24 protein-coding genes and 1 riboswitch are annotated in these 18099 nt (G+C 60.8%); of the genes, 12 read left to right on the forward strand and 12 right to left on the reverse strand.

The features are described 5' to 3' along the window. The first annotated feature begins 137 nt into the window (after nt 1–137). From AC2FEE_RS09580 to AC2FEE_RS09600, 5 genes are read left to right on the forward strand one after another with little or no spacing between them, the layout of a single operon-like run. The gene (locus AC2FEE_RS09580; RefSeq protein WP_496864950.1) at nt 138–1472 is read left to right on the forward strand and encodes an NAD(P)/FAD-dependent oxidoreductase; all 1335 of its coding nucleotides are present in this window, start codon (nt 138–140) and stop codon (nt 1470–1472) included. Beyond that, a complete protein-coding gene (locus AC2FEE_RS09585; RefSeq protein ID WP_496864716.1) occupies nt 1423–1968 on the forward strand; it encodes a hypothetical protein in 546 nt (181 codons plus the stop codon). Before AC2FEE_RS09580 ends, AC2FEE_RS09585 begins: the two co-directional genes overlap by 50 nt. Further along, entirely contained in the window at nt 1968–3191 is a 1224-nt protein-coding gene (locus tag AC2FEE_RS09590) for an MFS transporter (protein ID WP_496864718.1), read from the forward strand. Before AC2FEE_RS09585 ends, AC2FEE_RS09590 begins: the two co-directional genes overlap by 1 nt. Then, nucleotides 3188–3805: a DUF3833 domain-containing protein gene (locus tag AC2FEE_RS09595; protein WP_496864719.1), complete on the forward strand. Its 618-nt coding sequence runs from the start codon at nt 3188–3190 to the stop codon at nt 3803–3805. Before AC2FEE_RS09590 ends, AC2FEE_RS09595 begins: the two co-directional genes overlap by 4 nt. Further along, on the forward strand, nt 3802–4344 hold the full coding sequence (locus AC2FEE_RS09600; protein WP_496864720.1) for a DUF3833 domain-containing protein: 543 nt from the start codon (nt 3802–3804) through the stop codon (nt 4342–4344). Before AC2FEE_RS09595 ends, AC2FEE_RS09600 begins: the two co-directional genes overlap by 4 nt. A 12-nt stretch (nt 4345–4356) precedes the next feature. Here AC2FEE_RS09600 and AC2FEE_RS09605 read toward each other — a convergent pair whose 3' ends face one another. From AC2FEE_RS09605 to AC2FEE_RS09635, 7 genes are all read right to left on the reverse strand, one after another. Then, nucleotides 4357–5517, reverse strand: a complete 1161-nt coding sequence (locus AC2FEE_RS09605) for a TonB family protein (protein WP_496864721.1) — start codon at nt 5515–5517, stop codon at nt 4357–4359. After that, a complete protein-coding gene (locus AC2FEE_RS09610; protein ID WP_496864722.1) occupies nt 5514–5891 on the reverse strand; it encodes an ExbD/TolR family protein in 378 nt (125 codons plus the stop codon). Before AC2FEE_RS09610 ends, AC2FEE_RS09605 begins: the two co-directional genes overlap by 4 nt. Beyond that, a complete protein-coding gene (locus tag AC2FEE_RS09615; protein ID WP_496864724.1) occupies nt 5888–6214 on the reverse strand; it encodes an ExbD/TolR family protein in 327 nt (108 codons plus the stop codon). Before AC2FEE_RS09615 ends, AC2FEE_RS09610 begins: the two co-directional genes overlap by 4 nt. A 31-nt stretch (nt 6215–6245) precedes the next feature. Then, nucleotides 6246–6911, reverse strand: coding sequence for a MotA/TolQ/ExbB proton channel family protein (locus tag AC2FEE_RS09620; protein WP_496864725.1), 666 nt, complete (start codon nt 6909–6911; stop codon nt 6246–6248). Continuing rightward, nucleotides 6908–7336 (reverse strand): hypothetical protein, encoded by a 429-nt coding sequence (locus tag AC2FEE_RS09625; RefSeq protein ID WP_496864726.1) that lies wholly within the window; start codon nt 7334–7336, stop codon nt 6908–6910. Before AC2FEE_RS09625 ends, AC2FEE_RS09620 begins: the two co-directional genes overlap by 4 nt. A 628-nt stretch (nt 7337–7964) precedes the next feature. After that, nucleotides 7965–8612 (reverse strand): hypothetical protein, encoded by a 648-nt coding sequence (locus tag AC2FEE_RS09630; RefSeq protein WP_496864727.1) that lies wholly within the window; start codon nt 8610–8612, stop codon nt 7965–7967. Beyond that, nucleotides 8609–9022, reverse strand: coding sequence for a hypothetical protein (locus AC2FEE_RS09635; RefSeq protein ID WP_496864729.1), 414 nt, complete (start codon nt 9020–9022; stop codon nt 8609–8611). Before AC2FEE_RS09635 ends, AC2FEE_RS09630 begins: the two co-directional genes overlap by 4 nt. A gap of 74 nt (nt 9023–9096) precedes the next feature. Here AC2FEE_RS09635 and AC2FEE_RS09640 point away from each other — a divergent pair, with 74 nt between their 5' ends. Beyond that, nucleotides 9097–9237, forward strand: coding sequence for a hypothetical protein (locus AC2FEE_RS09640; RefSeq protein ID WP_496864731.1), 141 nt, complete (start codon nt 9097–9099; stop codon nt 9235–9237). Between the two features lie 128 nt (nt 9238–9365). Here the strand turns inward: AC2FEE_RS09640 and AC2FEE_RS09645 are convergent, their stop codons facing one another. The 3 genes from AC2FEE_RS09645 to AC2FEE_RS09655 form a co-directional block, all read right to left on the reverse strand. Next, a complete protein-coding gene (locus tag AC2FEE_RS09645; protein WP_496864732.1) occupies nt 9366–9599 on the reverse strand; it encodes a hypothetical protein in 234 nt (77 codons plus the stop codon). Between the two features lie 131 nt (nt 9600–9730). Further along, nucleotides 9731–10042 carry a hypothetical protein gene (locus tag AC2FEE_RS09650; RefSeq protein WP_496864733.1) on the reverse strand — a complete coding sequence of 104 codons (312 nt, stop codon included), beginning with the start codon at nt 10040–10042 and terminating at the stop codon, nt 9731–9733. Then, nucleotides 10039–10803, reverse strand: a complete 765-nt coding sequence (locus AC2FEE_RS09655; protein WP_496864735.1) for a DUF3299 domain-containing protein — start codon at nt 10801–10803, stop codon at nt 10039–10041. The genes AC2FEE_RS09650 and AC2FEE_RS09655 overlap by 4 nt, the downstream gene beginning before the upstream one ends. 142 nt (nt 10804–10945) lie before the next feature. Continuing rightward, nucleotides 10946–11135, forward strand: a riboswitch (cobalamin riboswitch). 94 nt (nt 11136–11229) lie between these two features. On the opposite strand from AC2FEE_RS09655, the gene AC2FEE_RS09660 reads away from it, so the two are divergent. From AC2FEE_RS09660 to AC2FEE_RS09675, 4 genes are read left to right on the forward strand one after another with little or no spacing between them, the layout of a single operon-like run. Next, complete coding sequence (locus AC2FEE_RS09660; protein WP_496864737.1) at nt 11230–11586, forward strand: DUF1636 family protein; 357 nt, start codon at nt 11230–11232, stop codon at nt 11584–11586. Next, complete coding sequence (locus AC2FEE_RS09665) at nt 11583–12368, forward strand: ABC transporter ATP-binding protein (RefSeq protein ID WP_496864738.1); 786 nt, start codon at nt 11583–11585, stop codon at nt 12366–12368. The genes AC2FEE_RS09660 and AC2FEE_RS09665 overlap by 4 nt, the downstream gene beginning before the upstream one ends. A 19-nt stretch (nt 12369–12387) precedes the next feature. Beyond that, nucleotides 12388–13335, forward strand: coding sequence for an ABC transporter substrate-binding protein (locus AC2FEE_RS09670; RefSeq protein ID WP_496864739.1), 948 nt, complete (start codon nt 12388–12390; stop codon nt 13333–13335). Nucleotide 13336: 1 nt separating this feature from the next. Then, nucleotides 13337–14350: a FecCD family ABC transporter permease gene (locus AC2FEE_RS09675; protein WP_496864740.1), complete on the forward strand. Its 1014-nt coding sequence runs from the start codon at nt 13337–13339 to the stop codon at nt 14348–14350. On the opposite strand, the gene AC2FEE_RS09680 is transcribed toward AC2FEE_RS09675, so the two are convergent. Beyond that, nucleotides 14325–14933 carry a UbiX family flavin prenyltransferase gene (locus tag AC2FEE_RS09680; RefSeq protein WP_496864741.1) on the reverse strand — a complete coding sequence of 203 codons (609 nt, stop codon included), beginning with the start codon at nt 14931–14933 and terminating at the stop codon, nt 14325–14327. The genes AC2FEE_RS09675 and AC2FEE_RS09680 overlap by 26 nt on opposite strands. Then, nucleotides 14930–16438 carry a UbiD family decarboxylase gene (locus tag AC2FEE_RS09685; protein ID WP_496864742.1) on the reverse strand — a complete coding sequence of 503 codons (1509 nt, stop codon included), beginning with the start codon at nt 16436–16438 and terminating at the stop codon, nt 14930–14932. The genes AC2FEE_RS09680 and AC2FEE_RS09685 overlap by 4 nt, the downstream gene beginning before the upstream one ends. A gap of 140 nt (nt 16439–16578) precedes the next feature. Here AC2FEE_RS09685 and ubiT point away from each other — a divergent pair, with 140 nt between their 5' ends. Together ubiT and ubiU are read left to right on the forward strand one after the other, a co-directional pair. Further along, nucleotides 16579–17121 (forward strand): ubiquinone anaerobic biosynthesis accessory factor UbiT, encoded by a 543-nt coding sequence (ubiT, locus tag AC2FEE_RS09690; protein WP_496864743.1) that lies wholly within the window; start codon nt 16579–16581, stop codon nt 17119–17121. Beyond that, nucleotides 17121–18098: a ubiquinone anaerobic biosynthesis protein UbiU gene (ubiU, locus tag AC2FEE_RS09695; protein ID WP_496864952.1), complete on the forward strand. Its 978-nt coding sequence runs from the start codon at nt 17121–17123 to the stop codon at nt 18096–18098. Before ubiT ends, ubiU begins: the two co-directional genes overlap by 1 nt. Nucleotide 18099 lies beyond the last annotated feature (1 nt).

The raw sequence follows: 18099 nt of genomic DNA on the forward strand, positions 1-18099 counted from the left end.
CTACGGCTGGGCAAAACGGCTGGATCACATCACCAAGTCTCACGACGTAGTGCATCCGAGAAAAACTTCTAATCTGATTGATCCACCCCGGCATATACTGCGTATCCTATTGTAAAATGTCGCACAAAGAGGATGGCATGTTCGACGAAACCCGCGGCGTACGCAAGAAAATCGCAGTAGTAGGTGCAGGGATCTCAGGTCTGTCGGCAGCTTACTATCTTTCCGAAAACAACGATGTGACAGTGTTTGAGGCCGAGCCCAGACTGGGGGGCCACGCACGCACCGTGATGGCCGGCAAGAACGGGGATCAGCCCGTTGATACCGGGTTCATCGTGTTCAACTATGCCACCTACCCCTATCTGACGCGGTTGTTCGACGAGTTGAACGTGCCGGTCACGAAATCCGAGATGAGTTTTGGCGCGACCATCGACGATGGTCGCATCGAATACGGGCTGAACAACCTGCGCACGCTGACAGCGCAAAAACGCAACCTCGCGCGTCCCGCCTATTACAAGATGGTCGCCGACATCCTGCGCTTCAGCAAAGAGGCGCCCGAGGCCGCACAGGATGACGACACGACAATCGGAGAACTGGTAGACCAGCTGCGCTTGGGCAATTGGTTCCGCCACAACTACCTGATGCCGATGTGCGGTGCGATCTGGTCCACCCCGGTAGAGTTCGTGGATCAGTTCCCGGCGCGTTCGCTGGTTCAGTTCTTCAAGAACCACGCACTGCTGGCCAGTGGTCGGGTCAAACAGCATCAGTGGTACACTGTCAAAGGCGGAAGCATTGAATACGTACGCCGCATCGACGCCGCGCTGCGCGGTCGTGGCAGCGAAATCCGGCTGGCGTCTCCTGTCGACCGCATCCAGCGCGATGAAACCGGCGTGACCGTACACAGCCAAGGCCAGACCGACCTGTTTGACGAGATCATCCTCGCCACCCATTCAGACCAGTCGTTGGCCATTCTGGGCGCGGCGGCAACGGATGCAGAAAAGGCCGCATTAGGGTCTATTCGTTACCAACCCAACACCGCCATCCTTCATTGCGATCCCAGCCAGATGCCCCGCCGTCGGGCGTGTTGGTCCAGTTGGACCTACCGCTCGAAAGCAGGGAGCGTCGGGGTTACCTATTGGATGAACCGATTGCAGAACATTCCGGACAGCGATCCGCTGTTCGTAACGCTGAACGCGTCGTCACAGATTCCCGCGGATAAAATCTATGATCAGGTCGAATTTGCCCATCCAGTGTTCGACAAAGCGGCCCTGAAAGCACAAGGGCAAATCCGCGGGTTGCAGGGACAGAACCGAACCTGGTTTGCCGGTGCGTATAACCGGCATGGATTTCACGAAGACGGGATTGCCAGCGCGATGCATGTTGTCGAGCGCATGAACGGCACCCCGCAGACACTCGGAGCTGACAATGGCATTCTTGCAAAAGATCCGGCCATCCCTGCCTCGGCAGACTATTAAAATCCTGAGTCCCGCGCTGCTGTCCCTTTGTCTGCTGGCCCCTGGCGGGTTGGCGGCATCATCCGGTTTGACCGAACTGGACGACCCGCAACTGCGCGGCACCGCGACCTTTCGCTATCTGGGGCTGCCGCTGTATGACGCTCAGTTGTTCACTCCGGGTGGTGAGGCGTTCAGCTGGAATCAGGATTTCGGGCTGCAACTGAAGTATCGTCGCAACTTGAGTCAAAAGGCGTTGGTCAATTCGACACTGGATGAAATGCAGCGCATTGGCCGCGCCGCACCTGTACGCGATCAGCTTCAGACTTGTTTCAAGGCGGTCAAAAAGGGAGATCGTTACCTGGCAGTGTCCGAGGGGCCGAACAAGGTTTCCTTCTGGCTGAACGGGCGCAAGACCTGCACAATGTCATATCCTGGCATCAAACGCAGCTTCATGTCTGTCTTTTTGGGTGAAAACACCCGTTCCGCCGCCTTCACGCAGAGATTGCGCGGGCAGTGATGCTGTATCCGAGGGTCAGTCTATATGCACTGATGCTGGCTGCGGCGGGTATCCCGCTGTATATCCACCTGCCGCGCTTTGCTGCCGTCAATATGGGCATCGGGTTGGGGGTTATCGGCACTGTTCTGCTGGTGATCCGACTTGTCGATCTGGTGCAGGACCCGCTGATTGGCTGGGCTATCGACCGTTGGCCAAACGCCCAAGTGCTGTTTGCAGCCACCGCTGCAATTGGCTTGGCGATCGGTTTTCCCTTGCTGTTTGGCTTGTCCGATGGAGCCAATGTTGCAGTGTTAGTATCTGTTTTGATTCTTTTGTTCTCGGCCTATAGCCTTGGCACAATCCTGCTTTATGGTCGCAGCGCGACGCTGGCCAAGCGCCCTGACCCCAAAGAGCTGATGACGCTGGCCGCATGGCGCGAAGGTGGGCAATTGACCGGCGTTATCCTCGCCGCAAGCGCCCCCGCCCTGTTCGTTGCCTTCGGGGCCAGCGCGCAAGGTTATCCGGCGTTCGGCCTGTTTCTGGGGTCGCTCGCCATCCTGACGCTGACGCTGACCCTGCCAATGTGGCGCCGCGCTCCAATCACCGGTGAGAGCTTGTCCTTTGCCGGTCTCGGGCAAGCCGGAGCGTTGCGGCTTCTCTTACTGGCGCTGGTCAACAGCCTGCCGGTGGCGATCACCTCGACTTTGTTCCTGTTCTTTGTCGAAGACCGGCTTCAGCTGCCCGGAAAGGCCGGGCCTCTGCTGATCCTGTTCTTTCTCAGCGCCGGGGCAAGCGTGCCGCTCTGGGCCAGGCTCAGCAACCGAATTGGACCGAAACAGACTCTGATGATCGCCATGCCGCTTTCGATTGCGGGTTTCATCGGCGCAGCCATGTTGTCGGCCGGAAACCTGACCGGGTTTGCCCTGATCTGCCTGACTTCGGGCGCGGCGCTGGGCGCGGATATGGTGGTGCTGCCCGCCATGTTCTCGGTGGTGCTGACACGCGCGGGGCTGAACGCCTCCGCCGCTTTCGGCATCTGGTCCTTCGCGGGCAAGCTTGGCCTTGCGCTGGCTGCTTTTTTCACTCTGCCGCTGCTGGAGCGCAGCGGGTTCACGCCCGGGCAGGCGAATTCCGCGGAGGCGTTGAGGACACTCACCCTCGCCTATGCCGTACTGCCCTGTATCCTGAAACTCGGCGCGTTCGGGCTCGTTCTGACGCTGCCTACGGAGGTCACAGCCAAATGACAGTCGTTGCTATCCTTCTGCTCACCATCCTTGTCCTGATCATCGCCCAGCGCCGGTTTTTCAGTTTCCGGTCGCAAGCGCCATCGGACTACACGGGCAGCGGGCCTGCGTTCAAAATGAAGGAGAACCTGAACGGTGAGATCCTCTCCGAAGGGCTGATCTATGGCCCCAATGGCAAGATGTCGAACAGCTTTGTCGCCCGCATGGTCGGGGAATGGGACGGCAACACCGGCACGCTGACCGAGTATTTCACCTATTCCAACGGCAAGACGATGACCCGCAAGTGGTATCTGACACTGGGCACTGGCAACACCTTCACCGCCACGGCGGAAGATATCGTGGGTGAAGGTCACGGCACCATTTCCGGGTCGACCGTCAAACTGACCTATCGGATCATCCTGCCCATGGATGCGGGCGGGCACACGCTTGATGTCACCGACTGGATGTATCTGACCGAAAACGGCGTGATCATGAACCGGTCCGAGATGCGCAAATTCGGCCTCAAGGTGGCCGAGCTGGTCGCCACCATGCGCCCGGTGCCCGAGGTGAAGTCCACCCATGTCAGCGGCTCGAACGGCTATGACGCCACGGCGGAGACGAGGACATTGCAATGATCACCCGCCGGTTTCTGATCCTGGTCCCCGCTGTCATCGGGCTTGCCGCGCTGGCAGCCTGTTCGGCGAAGCCGCGCGTGCCCAAGACCTTCCTGTCCGACCGGCAACTGAACCTTGAGGAGTTCTTTGAGGGCAAAACCGTCGCCTACGGTCAGTTTCAGGATGTGCTGGGCAATGTACCCCGTCGCTTTACGGTCGAAATCGACGGCACATGGGATGGGGAAACCCTGACGCTGGTCGAGGATTTCGTCTATGACGACGGCGCCACCGAACAACGCATCTGGACCCTGACCAAAACCGGCGAAAACAGCTGGACCGGCACCGCTCCAGGCGTGTTGGGCACCGCCAGCGGAATCGAACGTGGGGATACTTTCAACTGGAAATACAAGATCGATCTGCCTGTCAAGGACGGCACCATGCGGGTGAATTTCGACGACTGGATGTGGTTGCTGAGTGATGACCGGCTGCTGAACCGCGCCTATGTTTCGCGCTATGGCGTACGGCTGGGCGAGGTCATTCTGTTTTTCGAGAAACTGTAAGTCATCTGTGGATCATTTGCTGGAATAGACAAAAGATAGCGATCGGCTGACGCCTCCGGGTGGTTTTGGGAAAGGAGAGGCTGCTTGGACCTGCGCCCTGGCCGCCCGTTCAAGATCCGGTGAGCCATTGGTATCCACGACTTCGACATAGGCCAGAGTTCCGTCCGCATTGATCATGAAAAACACCACTGCAAAGCCGCGCGCCGATGTATAGACGATCGGCGCGCGGTTCAGATGCACCAGAACTTTCCCGGCATAGTTGGTTCTGTCCGAGTTTCCGGGACCCCGCCCGCCCGAACGTGTGCCGCTGCTGCCCGAGGTGAACAAATCCTTGCCCTGGCGCTGATAGGTGGTCAGAGGCGACTCAACCTCTCGTGTCGGATATTGCAGGTCGCTGAAATCCCGTGCCCCACGCAGCGTAACCGGAGGGTCTGGCTGCGAACGCCGGTCTGGCAGGCGTGGCCGGATCGAAGAGGTCAGCGCCTGCTCCGGTTCCTCGCTGTTTTCATCGGTGTCAGGAGATGGCTCAGCTGGAGTGGCGGGGATATCAGCCTCGATCGTCTCACGCTCCGAGGGCACGACCGGAGCAACCGACGGCACGGGGTTTTCCGATGGTTCCGGCAGGGCGGCGATCTGCTCGGTTTCGGTGGGTTCAGGTGCCGACGGGGCTTCTTCTGCCGGCTCCGTGGCCTCGGGGCTGCCTTCGGGCGCTTCGGCAACCTCTGCTTCCTCAATCGGCGGGGTCTCCTCCACATCATCGCTTGCAGATTTGTCGCCGTCGGCGGTGTCCTGAGTTTCAGGCGCCTCGGCCTCGACCGGCTCGGGTGCGACCGGCTGCAGGATTTCGGACGTGCCGGTATCAGGTGCAAAGGTCTTCTGCGGGTCGTCCGAGGCCACATGCACCTCGCTGGTCGGAATCTCAGCGGGTTCGGGCGCAGGTTCCGGGGGTTCTTCCACAGCAGGCTCGGGGGCCTCGGGTGGTTCGGGTTCAACCGGTTCGGCAATAGTGTCCACTAGGTCTTCGAAACTGTTGCTCAGCTCGACCGAGTCCGCCCGGCCTGCGTCATCCGGCTGCTGGGTCAATCTGGGTGCGGTCAGGCTTAGCCCCATCAGGTGCAAAACCAGAGAGAGCAGCGCGGCAAGGGCCGCGATGACGACGGACCCCCGGATCATTCCAGCGCCTTCTCGGTCACAACAAACACAGATGCCGCGCCCAAACGGCGCAGCTCTCCGGTCACTTCGATCAGCCGCGCGCCCGAGGCTTCGCGATCTGGCACGATCCGCACCGGCGCGGGGTCGCGCCCGGCCATATAAGTTGCCGGCTCTATCGGCGCACCGCGAAAGCTGAGCGTGCCGTCCCGGTGCAGCACCAACGCATCCGGCGGCTCGCGCCCGTCCAGTTCAGAGGTGTCGACCAAATTCAGATCGGGATCCAGCGGCGTGGCCACCGTGCCCGCGATCAGAAAGAAGATCAGCATCAGAAACACGACATTGATAAGCGCAATGGTCGAGTCGCGTTTGCGGCGGGGGCGGCTTTGACGGATCATTCCAGCACCAGCACGCTCAAGCCCTCGCGCCCGCGCAGCAGAACCAGCAGGTCCACCAGCCGCTGCGCCGTGGTGTCAGGATCGAGGCTGACCAGCACCTGCCCGGTGGTCACCTGCGCAGTCAATTCCTCCAGCGTGACAGGCGTGCCGTTCAGATCCAGCCGGTCTGCGCCCAGTTGGACAAACGCACGGTCTTGTGGCGCTTCCGTCGTTGCGCCACCAGCCGAGGCGTTGCTGAGCTCGATCTCACCGTATTTCGAAAAGGTCGAGGTCAGCATAAAGAACAGCAACAGCAGAAAGATCACGTCGATGAGGGGTGTCATCGCCATGGGCCGTCTGACAAAGGGTGCGGGGTTACGCATGTCCGGGCGTGGCCGCCATAGGGTGCGCATCCTCGGCCAGCGGGATCGCCTGCCCCGGCACCAGAACCGTGCGCAGGGCTTTGTCTGCGAACACCCGTTCGCGCGCGGTGCGACTTTCGAACCACGACAGCACCATCGAGGTCGGCATCGCCACCGCCAGACCCACGGCCGTTGTCACCAGTGCCACCCAGATGCCGCCCGCCAACAGCGACGGGTCAACCGAAGACCCGGCGGTCTGCAGGCTGCGGAACGCTTCGATCATGCCCAGAACGGTACCGAACAGACCCAGCAAAGGCGCCAGTTGCGCCACCGTATCCAGCAGGCGGAATCCGCGTTCCAGCCCGGCCAGCGCCAACCCGGCCTCGGCATCCAGTCGTTGATCCAGGCCGGGCGCATTCGGCGCGTCCATCGCAACTTCGACCAGCGGCGCAAGATAACTGTGGCTTTTGGCCAGGCGCGCGCGGGCGGTCTGTTGATCACCGGCATCCCACGCCGCCAGTGCCTGTGACAGCACCCGGTGCCGTCCGACACCCGAAGCGGCAAATTGCCAGAGCTTGTAAAGCGTCACCGCAAGCGTCACCACGGACATGGCTATCAGGATGGCGACTACCGGCCCGCCAAGGGCCAGGATTTCGCGCAGGGCGTCAAGAAAACTCATCCCAAAAGCTCCACTTCGGTTCGGCTGTGCAAGGTTGGTGTCTGGTCACAGATATCACTGTCAGCACCGCCGACAGTACAGCTGCTTACGCCATTGATCAGAACACGCCCGATGTTTTCGCAGGTGGTGCCCCGAATATCAAACTGACGCACGCGGGGGCGTTCTGCCGGCAGGTCCCGAAACCCGAAAAGGGTGATCCGTTCGAAAACACCCGCGGCATCAAAAATAACCACCTGATAACTGGCGCTGTCTATCGACGTTTTGGTTTGGTTTTCGACCAGAAATGTCAGGCGGCAGGCGCCTTCGACCTCTTCCACCGCATTCAGCTCGACCATCAGGCCTGGCGCGTCTTGCGTGGTTTCGGCCACAGCCGCAAAAGGCAGCGCACAGAGGATGGCGGCAAGGGCCGGACGGCGAAACTTCATAGATGCGCTCCCGATTGTTCAACGCAGGCAAGACTTTCGCGGCGTTCCACCCGTCATATCCAAGACCGCTGGGGCGCGAAAGGGTTGCCGACACCTTTGTGATAAAGGGCGATTTACGGCCCGTTCAACCCTGCCGTTTCGTGACTTCCATCGCAAGTGCACGATATTGCGAAGGTTCCGGGCTGGGCTGATAGACCATCGCACAGGCCACCAGCCATTCCATCGCGTTGGGCTTGAACCCGTGTTCGGCACAGATCGCGATGCTAAGGCGTTCTAATATCTGCGCATGGATGGGCCAATCGCCCTGTTCGGCCCGGAATAGCGCGTCAGCGGTCTAGGGCCGTTCCCACTGGTGCAACTTGCCGCCTTCTAGGCCAAAGCTGATTTGCCCCGGGACCGGAGGAGCTCTGCCCAGGTCCAGCATCAACGGGTCCGGGAAATCCCGGCACCTCAGCCTCTGGACGAAACTGGTGTTGGAGGGATTGCAGCCCAGTCCAAACCACATCCCGTCGGCCATTGCATCCGCCATCTGAGGGGGCGGATCCCCGTTAACGGCTTGACACAGAACGGATTCCCCAGCCCGCCAGTTCGATCCGGGTCCAAACCGCAACCAGCCGCGCGACCAAGGTTAGGTGTCAGTACTGTGCAGGCCAAAATCGGCCCCCCATCCGATCGGCGCACTTGGCGCGGTAGCCAATCCAACCTTCGATAGCCGTAACAATCTTGGGGTCCGCCGACTTTTCGTCCCGCGCGGCCAGCACGTATTCGACATGGACGCGCGGATAATACCTCTTTTTGGCACCCCGTGCCGGGTTGTCGGATCGCAGCACACAGGGGATGTGGCCTTCGAACACATCGCTGGGGTCCATATTCCCGCTGGCGCGGCACGCACCGCTGCCGCAGCCACACGCGCCTGAGATTTGACGGCTTCCGCCTTGGGGTCGCACGCGCCGGGCTTTTCGGACAGAAAGCCCTGTTCCGCCCAGCGCCAGGCCTGAACCGCCTCGTCCATCAGCGCGTCGCCCAGAATGGGATCACCACAAGTGTTCTTGATGACATGCCCAAGCTTCGCGGCGCTCAGAGCAAAGTCATAGGCGGCCCAGTCCTCGGGACCGTAGGCATTGGCAATTTGCACGAGGCTCCACCACACCGACCCAAATATCCCCGGGTTCGAGTATTCCACGCCACCGATCAGCACGCCGTCGTCGCCCTGCGTGCTGCGCCACAACGAGATACCCCGCAAGGCCTCATGATTCAGGTCCGGCAGAACCGTCATCCCGTCGCCCCGGCCTTGCCAAAGCCTTCTCCAATGTCACCCAACCGCACATTGGTCTGCCAGATCGTCGGGCCACCTTCGGGGTGACCACTACGCGGACGGATGCGGCCTTCGCGAAAGGGCTGGGCGAATTCGCAACTGGACCTTTGCTGGGTATCCCAATGCGCCGCCTGTCGCGGGGCCTCGGCATAGGGGCGTGCGTTATGCGGAATGGATAGCCACCCAAGCAGAACCTGCGCCCCGTCCGGGATCGCGCTACCATGCACAAATGTCAGGTTATGCCGCTTGGTGCTCTGCCATTCGCATTTCGCAATTGCCAGCGTACGGATCGGGACGAAATTGCGGCAAACCGACACGACGCCATCGGGTTTTCCGCCAATGCCGACACGCCAATTGTCGGGCAACTCCACCGGGGCACCACGCTGAAAGAACCCGTTGCCGGCACAATCGGAGAGACATCGAACAGCGTATCAATCACGGTGAGTTGAACAACGTTATCCCCGGCAAACTCGACAATGTCGATCTGCCGGGCGCGCAGAAGGCGGCGCAGCCGTGGCCCGTATTTTTCCCGTATGACCGGATTGGCCGCCACTTTCTGCAGGCTGGGCACCCGGAGCGCAAGTAGTGAGCCGCGCGCCTGATGATTGGTGCCTCTGACCTCCTAACGGTACTGCGGCAGAGGTGGCCCCGCGACCACGGCAAACGGCCCCAGCAGCGCCACACGACACCAGAACTCCCAATTTCCGCCCTTAATCAGGCTTTCGTCATAGCCCCGGCCCGTCGGGTAACATCGGTCCTGAGCACCAGCCCCCGACCATTGACCACAAAAGTCTTGCGCAACAGCGCGTCCAGTTGATCCAGCGCGGGCACCAGCGTCCGATTGTACGCGCCGCGTAACGGATCGCCGTCGGTCGAGCCATCGTCGATGCAGGTCACCTCGAACGTCCCAAACCTCTGGGCGCCCACGCCGTCGAGCGTTTCAGTCACGAACCTGTCCGCCTTGCAGGCGGGAAGATGATCGAAAATGCAGGTTGGTCCATTTCAGCGCCCTCCGATCCGGTCCACATTAATCGCCGCGTTGCTGTATTCGGCGAACTCAAACCGCAACAACCCGGCTATCATGCCCGCTCCCCGGTACACCTCGAGCAAGCCGTGAACCCATCTGGCGCGCGAACCGAACCCGGGCACAGGAATATCACAGCACGCCGACCCATCGCGCCCTCGCTTTTGACCGCCCGCATCGCCACGCCCTTGCGCCGGATCAGGGCGGTACGGCTGTGCGAATTGCCTTTACCAAACCAGCGCCGCAGCAAGTGGATCGAAGTGCGGTTTTCGGGCACGTAATCCCAGACCAGAGCCTTTACCGCGCGGATTTGTTCAGGAGGCGATCGGCAAGGCAGTTCGTGGGGCCGATCCGGTGATCCCGTCACTCAGACGCCTTCCCCGCGCCGGTTTTACGGTTGCCCGCAGCACGGAAGCGATCGGCTATGCTCTGCGTCCACTCCAGCTTGCCGCCCTGTGTTTCCAGGGTTTCGACGCTATCGGCCTCCAGCCGGAACGTCGCGCGCATGGGCATCAATCCATCCACCACCATCATATTCTGCTCTGACGGATCGATGGTCAGCTTTCCCGTCAGACGGACCGGCTCGTGGACGTAACCGGGCTCCCAGTCGCCGTTCAGCCGTACCCGGATCGTCTGATTGGGCGGCGGCGGCGGCAAGTGGCTGCACATCCCAGGCTGAGGCACCAGATAAGCAATGGGGTGCCCGTCGGCGTCGGGCGGCGCCGGAATGGCAAACCCCGCCAACGTCACCGTTTGACCGTCAAATTCAGGATTTCCGGCCGCACCGGCGCGATCCCGGCGCTGGGCCACGACAAGTCGCTGGTCCAGTAGCCAGTCGATATCGATACCATCCGCAGCCAGGGCCTCCTCGGTTTCAACCAGAAGCTCCTGCCATTTCAGCCGCTCATTGGAGCTGCCCACACCCTGATACAGCCTGCCGCGCAGGCGCACGACGAAAACCACATCGTCGAACTGCTCCGGGGTGAGATCGCGGTAGGGGTCTTCGAAGACCTGAACGGACGGGTCCGGCAAGTCGGACCAATCCAGAGCAGCCCCCGGTGCCGCCAGCGCAGAAGAACCGCACAGGCTCAGCGCCAGAATCGGTGCAAGGCGAAACCAATGTCGCATGTTCTGAGTTTATCTCCCTGCCAAGATCATTCCAGCCAGTTTTTGCGAACAACGTCCTTCACTGGCCACCCTTTTACCTCAGGCCTGGCCGGTAACAAACGAACAGGATGAAACTTTCATATTGACGCACTGGGCGATCTCGGGCAGTCAATCTGATGATGGTTCCCCCAATTGGGGATGAAAAGGGAATACGGTGAGGTCCGCCAACTCCGTGACTGCCCCCGCAACTGTAAGCGGTGAGCGAAGCCATGAATCCACTGGCCCACAGGCCGGGAAGGATGGCCAAGCCAAGACCCGCAAGTCAGGAGACCTGCCATCATGTTTTCAACCAACCCGGGGCGGGGCGTCCCGGAAGGAGGTAAAGTGACGAACACGTTACGTTATTACATTTCCACCACCTCGCTTCGACATTAAGCGGAGCGGGCAATGGCAAACAATCCCGAACACTTCCTGCTGATTTGCGAGACCTGCAACGGCACGGACGCCGCGCATGCGATCCGAAAGGCGCTGACGCACCGGCTACCATCCGGGTTTTCCATACGCATGGTTTCCTGCATGGCTGGTTGTGACCGACCAACAACCGTAGGCTTTCAGGCTGTTGGCAAAGCGCAATACCTGTTTGGTGACGTCAAATCCTCGCAGGATATTGATGCTCTGGCCCAGTTTGCGGGGCAATTCCACGACAGTGGGAACGGTTGGACCAATGCTTCTGACCGTCCGCGTGCATTGTTCGACAAAACCTTGGCTCGTATGCCCCGTCTGAACGTGGAGGTGCACCCGTGACAAACGCAGCGTTTCTGGTCGCGCGTGGCCTCGAGTACTACGCACTCAACGGCGATGTCCTGCTACAAGGCGCATCCTTCGAACTGGACAGGGGTGCGATTTTGGCCATAGCCGGGCCGAACGGGGCCGGGAAAACAACGCTTCTGAACCTTTTGTGCGGTGCAGCCGAGATGGTTCTGGGGGATGTCCTTGTCGATGGGCGAAGCCTGAAACAGATGTCGTCCAAAGACCGTGCACGCATGATCGCCGTTGTCAGCCAGCAGGAGTTTCCGGACGGTCGGCTGCTGCTGCGAGACTATGTAGCGCTGGGTCAGATTCCGATCCGCTCAGACCGATCCGCCGAAGGTCACGCGGTCGAGCTTGACCGGATACTGGACCTGACCGGGCTGGGCGCACTGGCGGACAAACGGATGGCCTTGCTGTCCGGTGGCGAACGCCAGCGCGCGCATATCGCCCGCGCCCTGGCACAAAATCCGTCGCTATTGTTTCTGGATGAACCAACCAACCATCTGGACCCGGACTCCAAGGGGCGAATGCTGTCGCTGGTGGCCGAACTGGACATCACGGTGGTCATGATCGTGCACGATCTGGTCATGATCCCCGAATTTGCCACCCACGTGGCGCTGATGAAATCCACACGTCTGACCAGTTTCGGCCCCGTGGCCGAAGTGCTGACGCCTGCGCATGTGCGCGACACGTTTGGCGTCGATTACCTGTGTTTCCAGCACGAAGGCCGTGTGATCCCGGCGCTGGATATCCGAAGAACCCCCGTTTCAAACTAACTTAAGGAAACTCCCCCCAATGAAACATATCTGGTCTGCGGCCCTGATCACCGCCATGGCAGGCAGCGCCTCCGCGCATGAAGTGACGGTAGACAATTGCGGCGAACCGCTGGTTTTCGAATCTCAACCAGAACGGCTGGTCGTTCATGACATGAACATGACCGACATGGCGTTTGCCCTGGGCCTGCAGGACAAGATCGTGGGCCTGACCGGCATCACCGGCTGGTACAAGACCAGCCCCGAATTCGACACCCTGCGCGGTGACATCCCCGAACTTGCGCCGAAATACCCGACAGTTGAAAATCTGGTTGCGGCTGAACCCGACCTGTTCTTCGCCGGTTGGTATTACGGCATGAAACCCGGCGGCGACGTGACACCCGACACGCTGGAGCCGTTTGGCATCAAGACCATGATCCTGACCGAAAGCTGCGTGCATCTGGACAAGGATCGCCCCGAAGCCAGCATGAATCTGTTGTTCGACGATGTGCTGCGTCTGGGCAAGGTCATGCATGTCGACGACAAGGCCGAAGCCCTGGTCGGCGGTTGGAAAAAGGATCTGGCGGCCATCGAAGCACAGACTGCCGATCTGGCCAAACCGCGGGTCTTCCTGCTGGATGGTCCGGCCGACGCCCCTTTCACCGCCGGAAAATTCGCCATTCCTGATGCGATGATCGCGGCCGCTGGCGGCGAGAACGTCACCCATGACATGGATACCAGCTGGGGCCGCACCTCGTGGGAGGCTGTCGCCGCATCAAACCCGGAATTCCTGGTGCTGCTGGACTATCAAACCGGCAATGGTGCAGAAGATACGTTCAAGTTCCTGCAGGAACATCCGGTGATGTCGCAAACCGACGCCGTGAAAAACGAGCGCTGGATCGGCCTGCGGTACGAGGAACTGACCCCTGGACCGGCAAATATCGAGGCGATCTCGAAAATGGCAAAAGCCATGCACCCGGGCCTCAACTGATATGAACAGATTGAGCCTTGTGCTCGTGCTGGGGGCGGTCGTTCTGACCGCCCTTTTGCTGATTTCGACCGTCTACGGAACAACATCCATTCCAGCGACAGACGCATTCAACGCTGTTTTGTTGGGCACCGGGATGATCGACGGAGAGATGTCCGCGCTGCACCGGATCGTGTTCGACCTGCGCCTGCCCCGCGCCCTGTTCGCGGCAGTGATCGGTGCCGGGCTGGGGATTGTCGGCGTGGTTCTGCAGACCACCACGCGCAACGATCTGGCCGACCCCTTCCTGTTTGGTCTGTCCTCGGGCGCGGCAGCCGGAGCCGTGTTCGTCATCACCGTGACTGGTGATATTCTGGGTTTCTGGACCTTGCCGCTGGCGGCGTTTTGCGGCGGCCTTGTGGCGTCGGGCATCGTGCTTGCGCTGGTGCACGCCTTGCGCACAAGTGCACCGGAAAAACTGATCCTTGCCGGTCTGGCGGTTTCCTTCCTGTTCTCGGCCATCACCAATTATCTGATTTTCGCTGGCGACAGCCGAGCTGCGCATTCGGTGATCTTCTGGATGCTGGGCGGGCTGGGTTTGGCTCGCTGGGAAACCTTCCCGCTGGTCTGCGTCGGCCTGCTGCTGATCCTGTCCTATTCGCTGTATCGCAGCCGCTGGCTGGACGCCCTGCTGACCGGAGACCTGACCGCCGCAACGCTGGGCGTACCGGTTCAGGGCCTGCGGTTCAGCATGTTCTTCACTGCGGCCCTTGCAACCGCCGTATTCGTCTCGGTCGCGGGTGTGATCGGCTTTGTCGGCCTGATGGTGCCTCATATTGCCCGCGGCATCGCCGGGCCGCTGCACAACCGGCTTCTGCCCACCGCGGCAATTGTGGGCGCGGCCTTGCTGACGGGATCCGACATTCTCAGCAGGCTTCTTCTGGCGCCACAGGAGTTGCCGGTGGGGATCGTGACAACCTCGATCGGTTCGGTGTTTGTTTTTCTGCTGCTGTTCAGAACCGCAAAGGCTCAGCACTAGAGCCAGGTATCAATCCCGCTTCGGCCCATTGATTTGCCACCGGCGCGGATACTCCCAATAGATCGATCGCGCGGGCGGCAATCTGGTTGACGATATCCGACACGCATTGCGGTTTCAGATAGAAGGCCGGTACAGGCGGCAGGACAATCGCGCCCATTTCGGTGACGGTTGTCATATTCCGAAGATGTACCAATGTCAGCGGCGCTTCGCGGGTCAGCAGGACCAGACGCCTGCGTTCCTTGAGTTGAACGCTGGCCGCACGGGTCAACAGGTTGTCATCCAGACCATGCGCGATTGCCGCCAGTGACCGCATCGAACATGGTGCCACGATCATCCCCGCCACCGGGACCGATCCCGACGCAATGCTGGCGCCGATGTTGTCAATGGAATGGTGGCGGGTTGCCAATCCCCTGAGGGTCTCAAACGCATCCCCCCCACACTCTTCAAGAAGCGTACGTTTGGCTGCGTTGCTGGTGACAAGGTCGATGTCGACGTCCAATCCGGACAATTGCCGCGCAACCGACATCCCGAGTGCCGCACCCGAGGCTCCGGCCACGCCCAGGATCACACGGTGTTGGCTCATGACGCCGCTCCTTTCATCAGACGGGAAACAAGATCGGCGGCAAAGTCCGCGTCTTTGTCTGCCGTTTTCATCACGGTTCCCCATTCTCGGGTGGTTTCGCTTTCGATTTTAGTCGTGGCGTCGATGCCCATTTTTCCGGCTAACCCCGGTTGCGGAGAGGCGAAGTCCAGATAGTCCATCGGCGTGTTCTCCAGCGTCATCACATCCCGACCCGGGTCCATTCGCGTGGCAAGCGCCCAGGCGATGTCATCCCAGTTTGCGGGGTCGATGTCGTCATCCACAACCACGATCATCTTGGTATAGCTGAATTGCGGCAGCATCCCCCACAGCGCCATCATCACCCGGCGCGCCTGACCGGGATAGCGTTTGTCGATACTGACAACGGCCATGCGGTACGAACAGGCGGCGGGCGGCAGCCAGAGGTCGCGGATCTCGGGGATTTGCGCGCGAATGGTGGGCAGCGCAAGACGGTTGAAAACCTCGCCTATGATCGCGGGCTCATCCGGGGGGCGACCGGTATAGGTGGACAGATAAAGCGGGTCTTGCCTATGGGTAACGGCCGTGACCTGCATGACCGGGAAAGGCTCGGCCCGGTTGTAGTATCCGGTGTGGTCTCCGAACGGCCCCTCCGGCGCTGTATCCGTCGGCGACACCCAACCTTCGAGGATGATCTCGGCCTCGGCCGGAACCATCAAGGGCACCGACCTGGCCGCGACAAAGCGGGGGCGGGCCCCGTTGAGCGCACCCGCAAAGGTCATTTCCGACACGGTCTCGGGAAGTGGCAGCGCCGCAGACAGCAGCGTGGCCGGGTCTGCCCCCAGAACAACGGCGACAGGGGTTTTTTCGCCCCGTTTCGCCCAGCTCCGGTGATGGGCCGCGCCACCGCGATGGGGCAACCATCGCATGATCAGTTTGTCCCGGTCCAACACCTGAGCGCGGTAAATGCCCGCATTGTAGGACAAGACATTGCCCGCATCGGACCCGTGCGGCCGGGTGATGACCACCGGCCAGGTCATAAGCGGTGCCGCATCGCCCTGCCAATGGGTCTGCACCGGTATGGACGCCAGATCGATATCCGTCTCTTCCAGAACAACCTGTTGGACCGGGGCGGACTTTGTGATCTTTGGCCGTGTCGCCAGGGCAGCTTTCAGCATCGGCCAGCGCGATAAAGCATCACGCACCCCGTCCGGAGGCGTCGGCGATTTAAGCGCTGCAAGAAACGCGCCCATCTCGTCCAGTTCGTCCGGTTTAATCCCAAGCCCGGCGCAAACGCGTTCGGTTGTCCCGAACAGGTTTGCGACAACCGGCATTGTTGAAGCGATACCTGCGCCCATCACCGGACAATCGAACTGCAACACCGGACCCGCACGTTCCAGCACGTTGCGGTGAACCGCTGTCATCTGATGAAGGACAGAGACAGGTTCGGGAACTGTCAGAAACTGATCGGCGTCCCGGCACCAGTCAAGGAAACTGCGCAAGCTGGGGAAGGAGGGCAACGTTCGCACGGGAGTTCCTGTTCAAGAGAGTCCGGCCTGACTATCAGCGAATTTCCACAGCGAAATTGACAATGGTCAACTTGGGGAAGCGCGCAAACAATTATGAGTGGCCGGCAAGAGACGTGTCGACCGTGCCAAAGGAGCCCTGCTTGTCCCAATCGCCCCCTCAGATTCCGCGCTTTCCGCAGGTGGCCACCTATCCGTTGCGCATTTTGCCTTTCGCCCCTTTGTCGGCCATCCTTTCCGCCTTTTCCCGCAAGATTGCTCAAAAACACCCGGGCATGTTCCGCAGGCTTGGAGAGCATGATCACACCCGGTTCATCCTTGATCCGACCGACCTGCCTTTTGTGATTTGCCTTGATCCGAACGGTGGCACCCCGCGTGTGTCAGTCACGCGCGGCCCGGCAGACGGTGCCGCACGGATCGCTGGACCGCTGGCCGCCCTGTTGGGCCTTGTTCATGGCGCCTATGACGGGGACGCGCTGTTCTTTTCCCGCGACCTCGTGATCGAAGGCGATACGGCTGCCGCACTGGCCCTGCGCAACGCCATCGATGATGCCGAACTGGATTTCGCGCAGGAACTCTCGGACCTGTCCGGTCCCCTGGCGCATTCCATGCAGAGGGTTCTTGCGATGATTGAGCGAAGAACCGGTGTCAACCTGAGCAGATCTGAAGAGGCAGAACTATGGTGATGGAAATTGTCTGTCCCGCCGGTACCCCCGCCGCCCTGCGCGCGGCTGTCAAGGCGGGCGCACACACGGTTTACTGTGGCTTTGCAGATGAAACCAACGCCCGAAATTTTCCGGGCCTGAATTTTGACCGCACAGAAATGCGCGAGGGCGTGGCATTTGCCCATCAGCATGACGCCAAGGTCCTGGTCGCCATCAACACCTTTCCCCGCGCCGGGCATGAGGCGATCTGGCACCACGCCGTGGCTGACGCCGAATCCTGCGGGGCCGATGCGGTGATCCTTGCCGATGCCGGTCTTCTGGCCCATACCGCGCGCCACCATCCCGACCTGCGCCGCCATCTCTCGGTACAGGCCGCCGCCGCCAATGCGGATGTCATCAACTATTACGCCGAAACCTTTGGAGTAAAACGAGTGGTGCTGCCGCGCGTTCTCTCGGTGCCCGAAATCGCCGCGATCAACGCCGAAACCGAGGTTGAGACCGAGGTGTTCGTCTTCGGCGGTCTCTGTGTGATGGCCGAGGGCCGCTGTTCGCTGTCGTCCTATGCCACCGGCAAATCGCCCAATATGAATGGCGTTTGCTCTCCGGCAAGCCATGTGGAGTACCGCGACGAAAACGGAGTGCTGGATGCACGTCTGGGCGGTTACATCATTCACCGCGTCAACAAAGATGAAGCCGCCCCCTACCCGACCCTGTGCAAAGGGTGTTTCAGTGCAGGTGAAAAAACCGGCCACCTGTTTGAAGACCCGGTCAGCCTGAACGCCGAGAAACTGATCCCGCAATTGCAAAAGGCAGGCGTCACCGCGCTCAAGATCGAGGGCCGTCAGCGGTCCCGTTCTTACGTGGCGCAGGTGGTGCGCAATTTCCGCGCGGCCGTGGATGCACTCGATGCGGGCCGCCCGCTGCCAGAGGGCATGCTGGCCCGTCTTTCCGAGGGTCAGGCCATGACCACCGGCGCCTATAAGAAAACCTGGAGATAAG

The organism is Ruegeria sp. YTSC199 (assembly GCF_059609725.1).

What these genes read in the sequence shown, in the direction of transcription:
- AC2FEE_RS09580 (WP_496864950.1), top strand. Translation starts at nt 138, where the DNA reads ATGTTCGACGAAACCCGCGGCGTACGCAAGAAAATCGCAGTAGTAGGT.
- AC2FEE_RS09585 (WP_496864716.1), top strand. Translation starts at nt 1,423, where the DNA reads ATGGCATTCTTGCAAAAGATCCGGCCATCCCTGCCTCGGCAGACTATT.
- AC2FEE_RS09590 (WP_496864718.1), top strand. Translation starts at nt 1,968, where the DNA reads ATGCTGTATCCGAGGGTCAGTCTATATGCACTGATGCTGGCTGCGGCG.
- AC2FEE_RS09595 (WP_496864719.1), top strand. Translation starts at nt 3,188, where the DNA reads ATGACAGTCGTTGCTATCCTTCTGCTCACCATCCTTGTCCTGATCATC.
- AC2FEE_RS09600 (WP_496864720.1), top strand. Translation starts at nt 3,802, where the DNA reads ATGATCACCCGCCGGTTTCTGATCCTGGTCCCCGCTGTCATCGGGCTT.
- AC2FEE_RS09605 (WP_496864721.1), bottom strand. Translation starts at nt 5,517, where the DNA reads ATGATCCGGGGGTCCGTCGTCATCGCGGCCCTTGCCGCGCTGCTCTCT.
- AC2FEE_RS09610 (WP_496864722.1), bottom strand. Translation starts at nt 5,891, where the DNA reads ATGATCCGTCAAAGCCGCCCCCGCCGCAAACGCGACTCGACCATTGCG.
- AC2FEE_RS09615 (WP_496864724.1), bottom strand. Translation starts at nt 6,214, where the DNA reads ATGACACCCCTCATCGACGTGATCTTTCTGCTGTTGCTGTTCTTTATG.
- AC2FEE_RS09620 (WP_496864725.1), bottom strand. Translation starts at nt 6,911, where the DNA reads ATGAGTTTTCTTGACGCCCTGCGCGAAATCCTGGCCCTTGGCGGGCCG.
- AC2FEE_RS09625 (WP_496864726.1), bottom strand. Translation starts at nt 7,336, where the DNA reads ATGAAGTTTCGCCGTCCGGCCCTTGCCGCCATCCTCTGTGCGCTGCCT.
- AC2FEE_RS09630 (WP_496864727.1), bottom strand. Translation starts at nt 8,612, where the DNA reads ATGACGGTTCTGCCGGACCTGAATCATGAGGCCTTGCGGGGTATCTCG.
- AC2FEE_RS09655 (WP_496864735.1), bottom strand. Translation starts at nt 10,803, where the DNA reads ATGCGACATTGGTTTCGCCTTGCACCGATTCTGGCGCTGAGCCTGTGC.
- AC2FEE_RS09660 (WP_496864737.1), top strand. Translation starts at nt 11,230, where the DNA reads ATGGCAAACAATCCCGAACACTTCCTGCTGATTTGCGAGACCTGCAAC.
- AC2FEE_RS09670 (WP_496864739.1), top strand. Translation starts at nt 12,388, where the DNA reads ATGAAACATATCTGGTCTGCGGCCCTGATCACCGCCATGGCAGGCAGC.
- AC2FEE_RS09675 (WP_496864740.1), top strand. Translation starts at nt 13,337, where the DNA reads ATGAACAGATTGAGCCTTGTGCTCGTGCTGGGGGCGGTCGTTCTGACC.
- AC2FEE_RS09680 (WP_496864741.1), bottom strand. Translation starts at nt 14,933, where the DNA reads ATGAGCCAACACCGTGTGATCCTGGGCGTGGCCGGAGCCTCGGGTGCG.
- ubiU (WP_496864952.1), top strand. Translation starts at nt 17,121, where the DNA reads ATGGAAATTGTCTGTCCCGCCGGTACCCCCGCCGCCCTGCGCGCGGCT.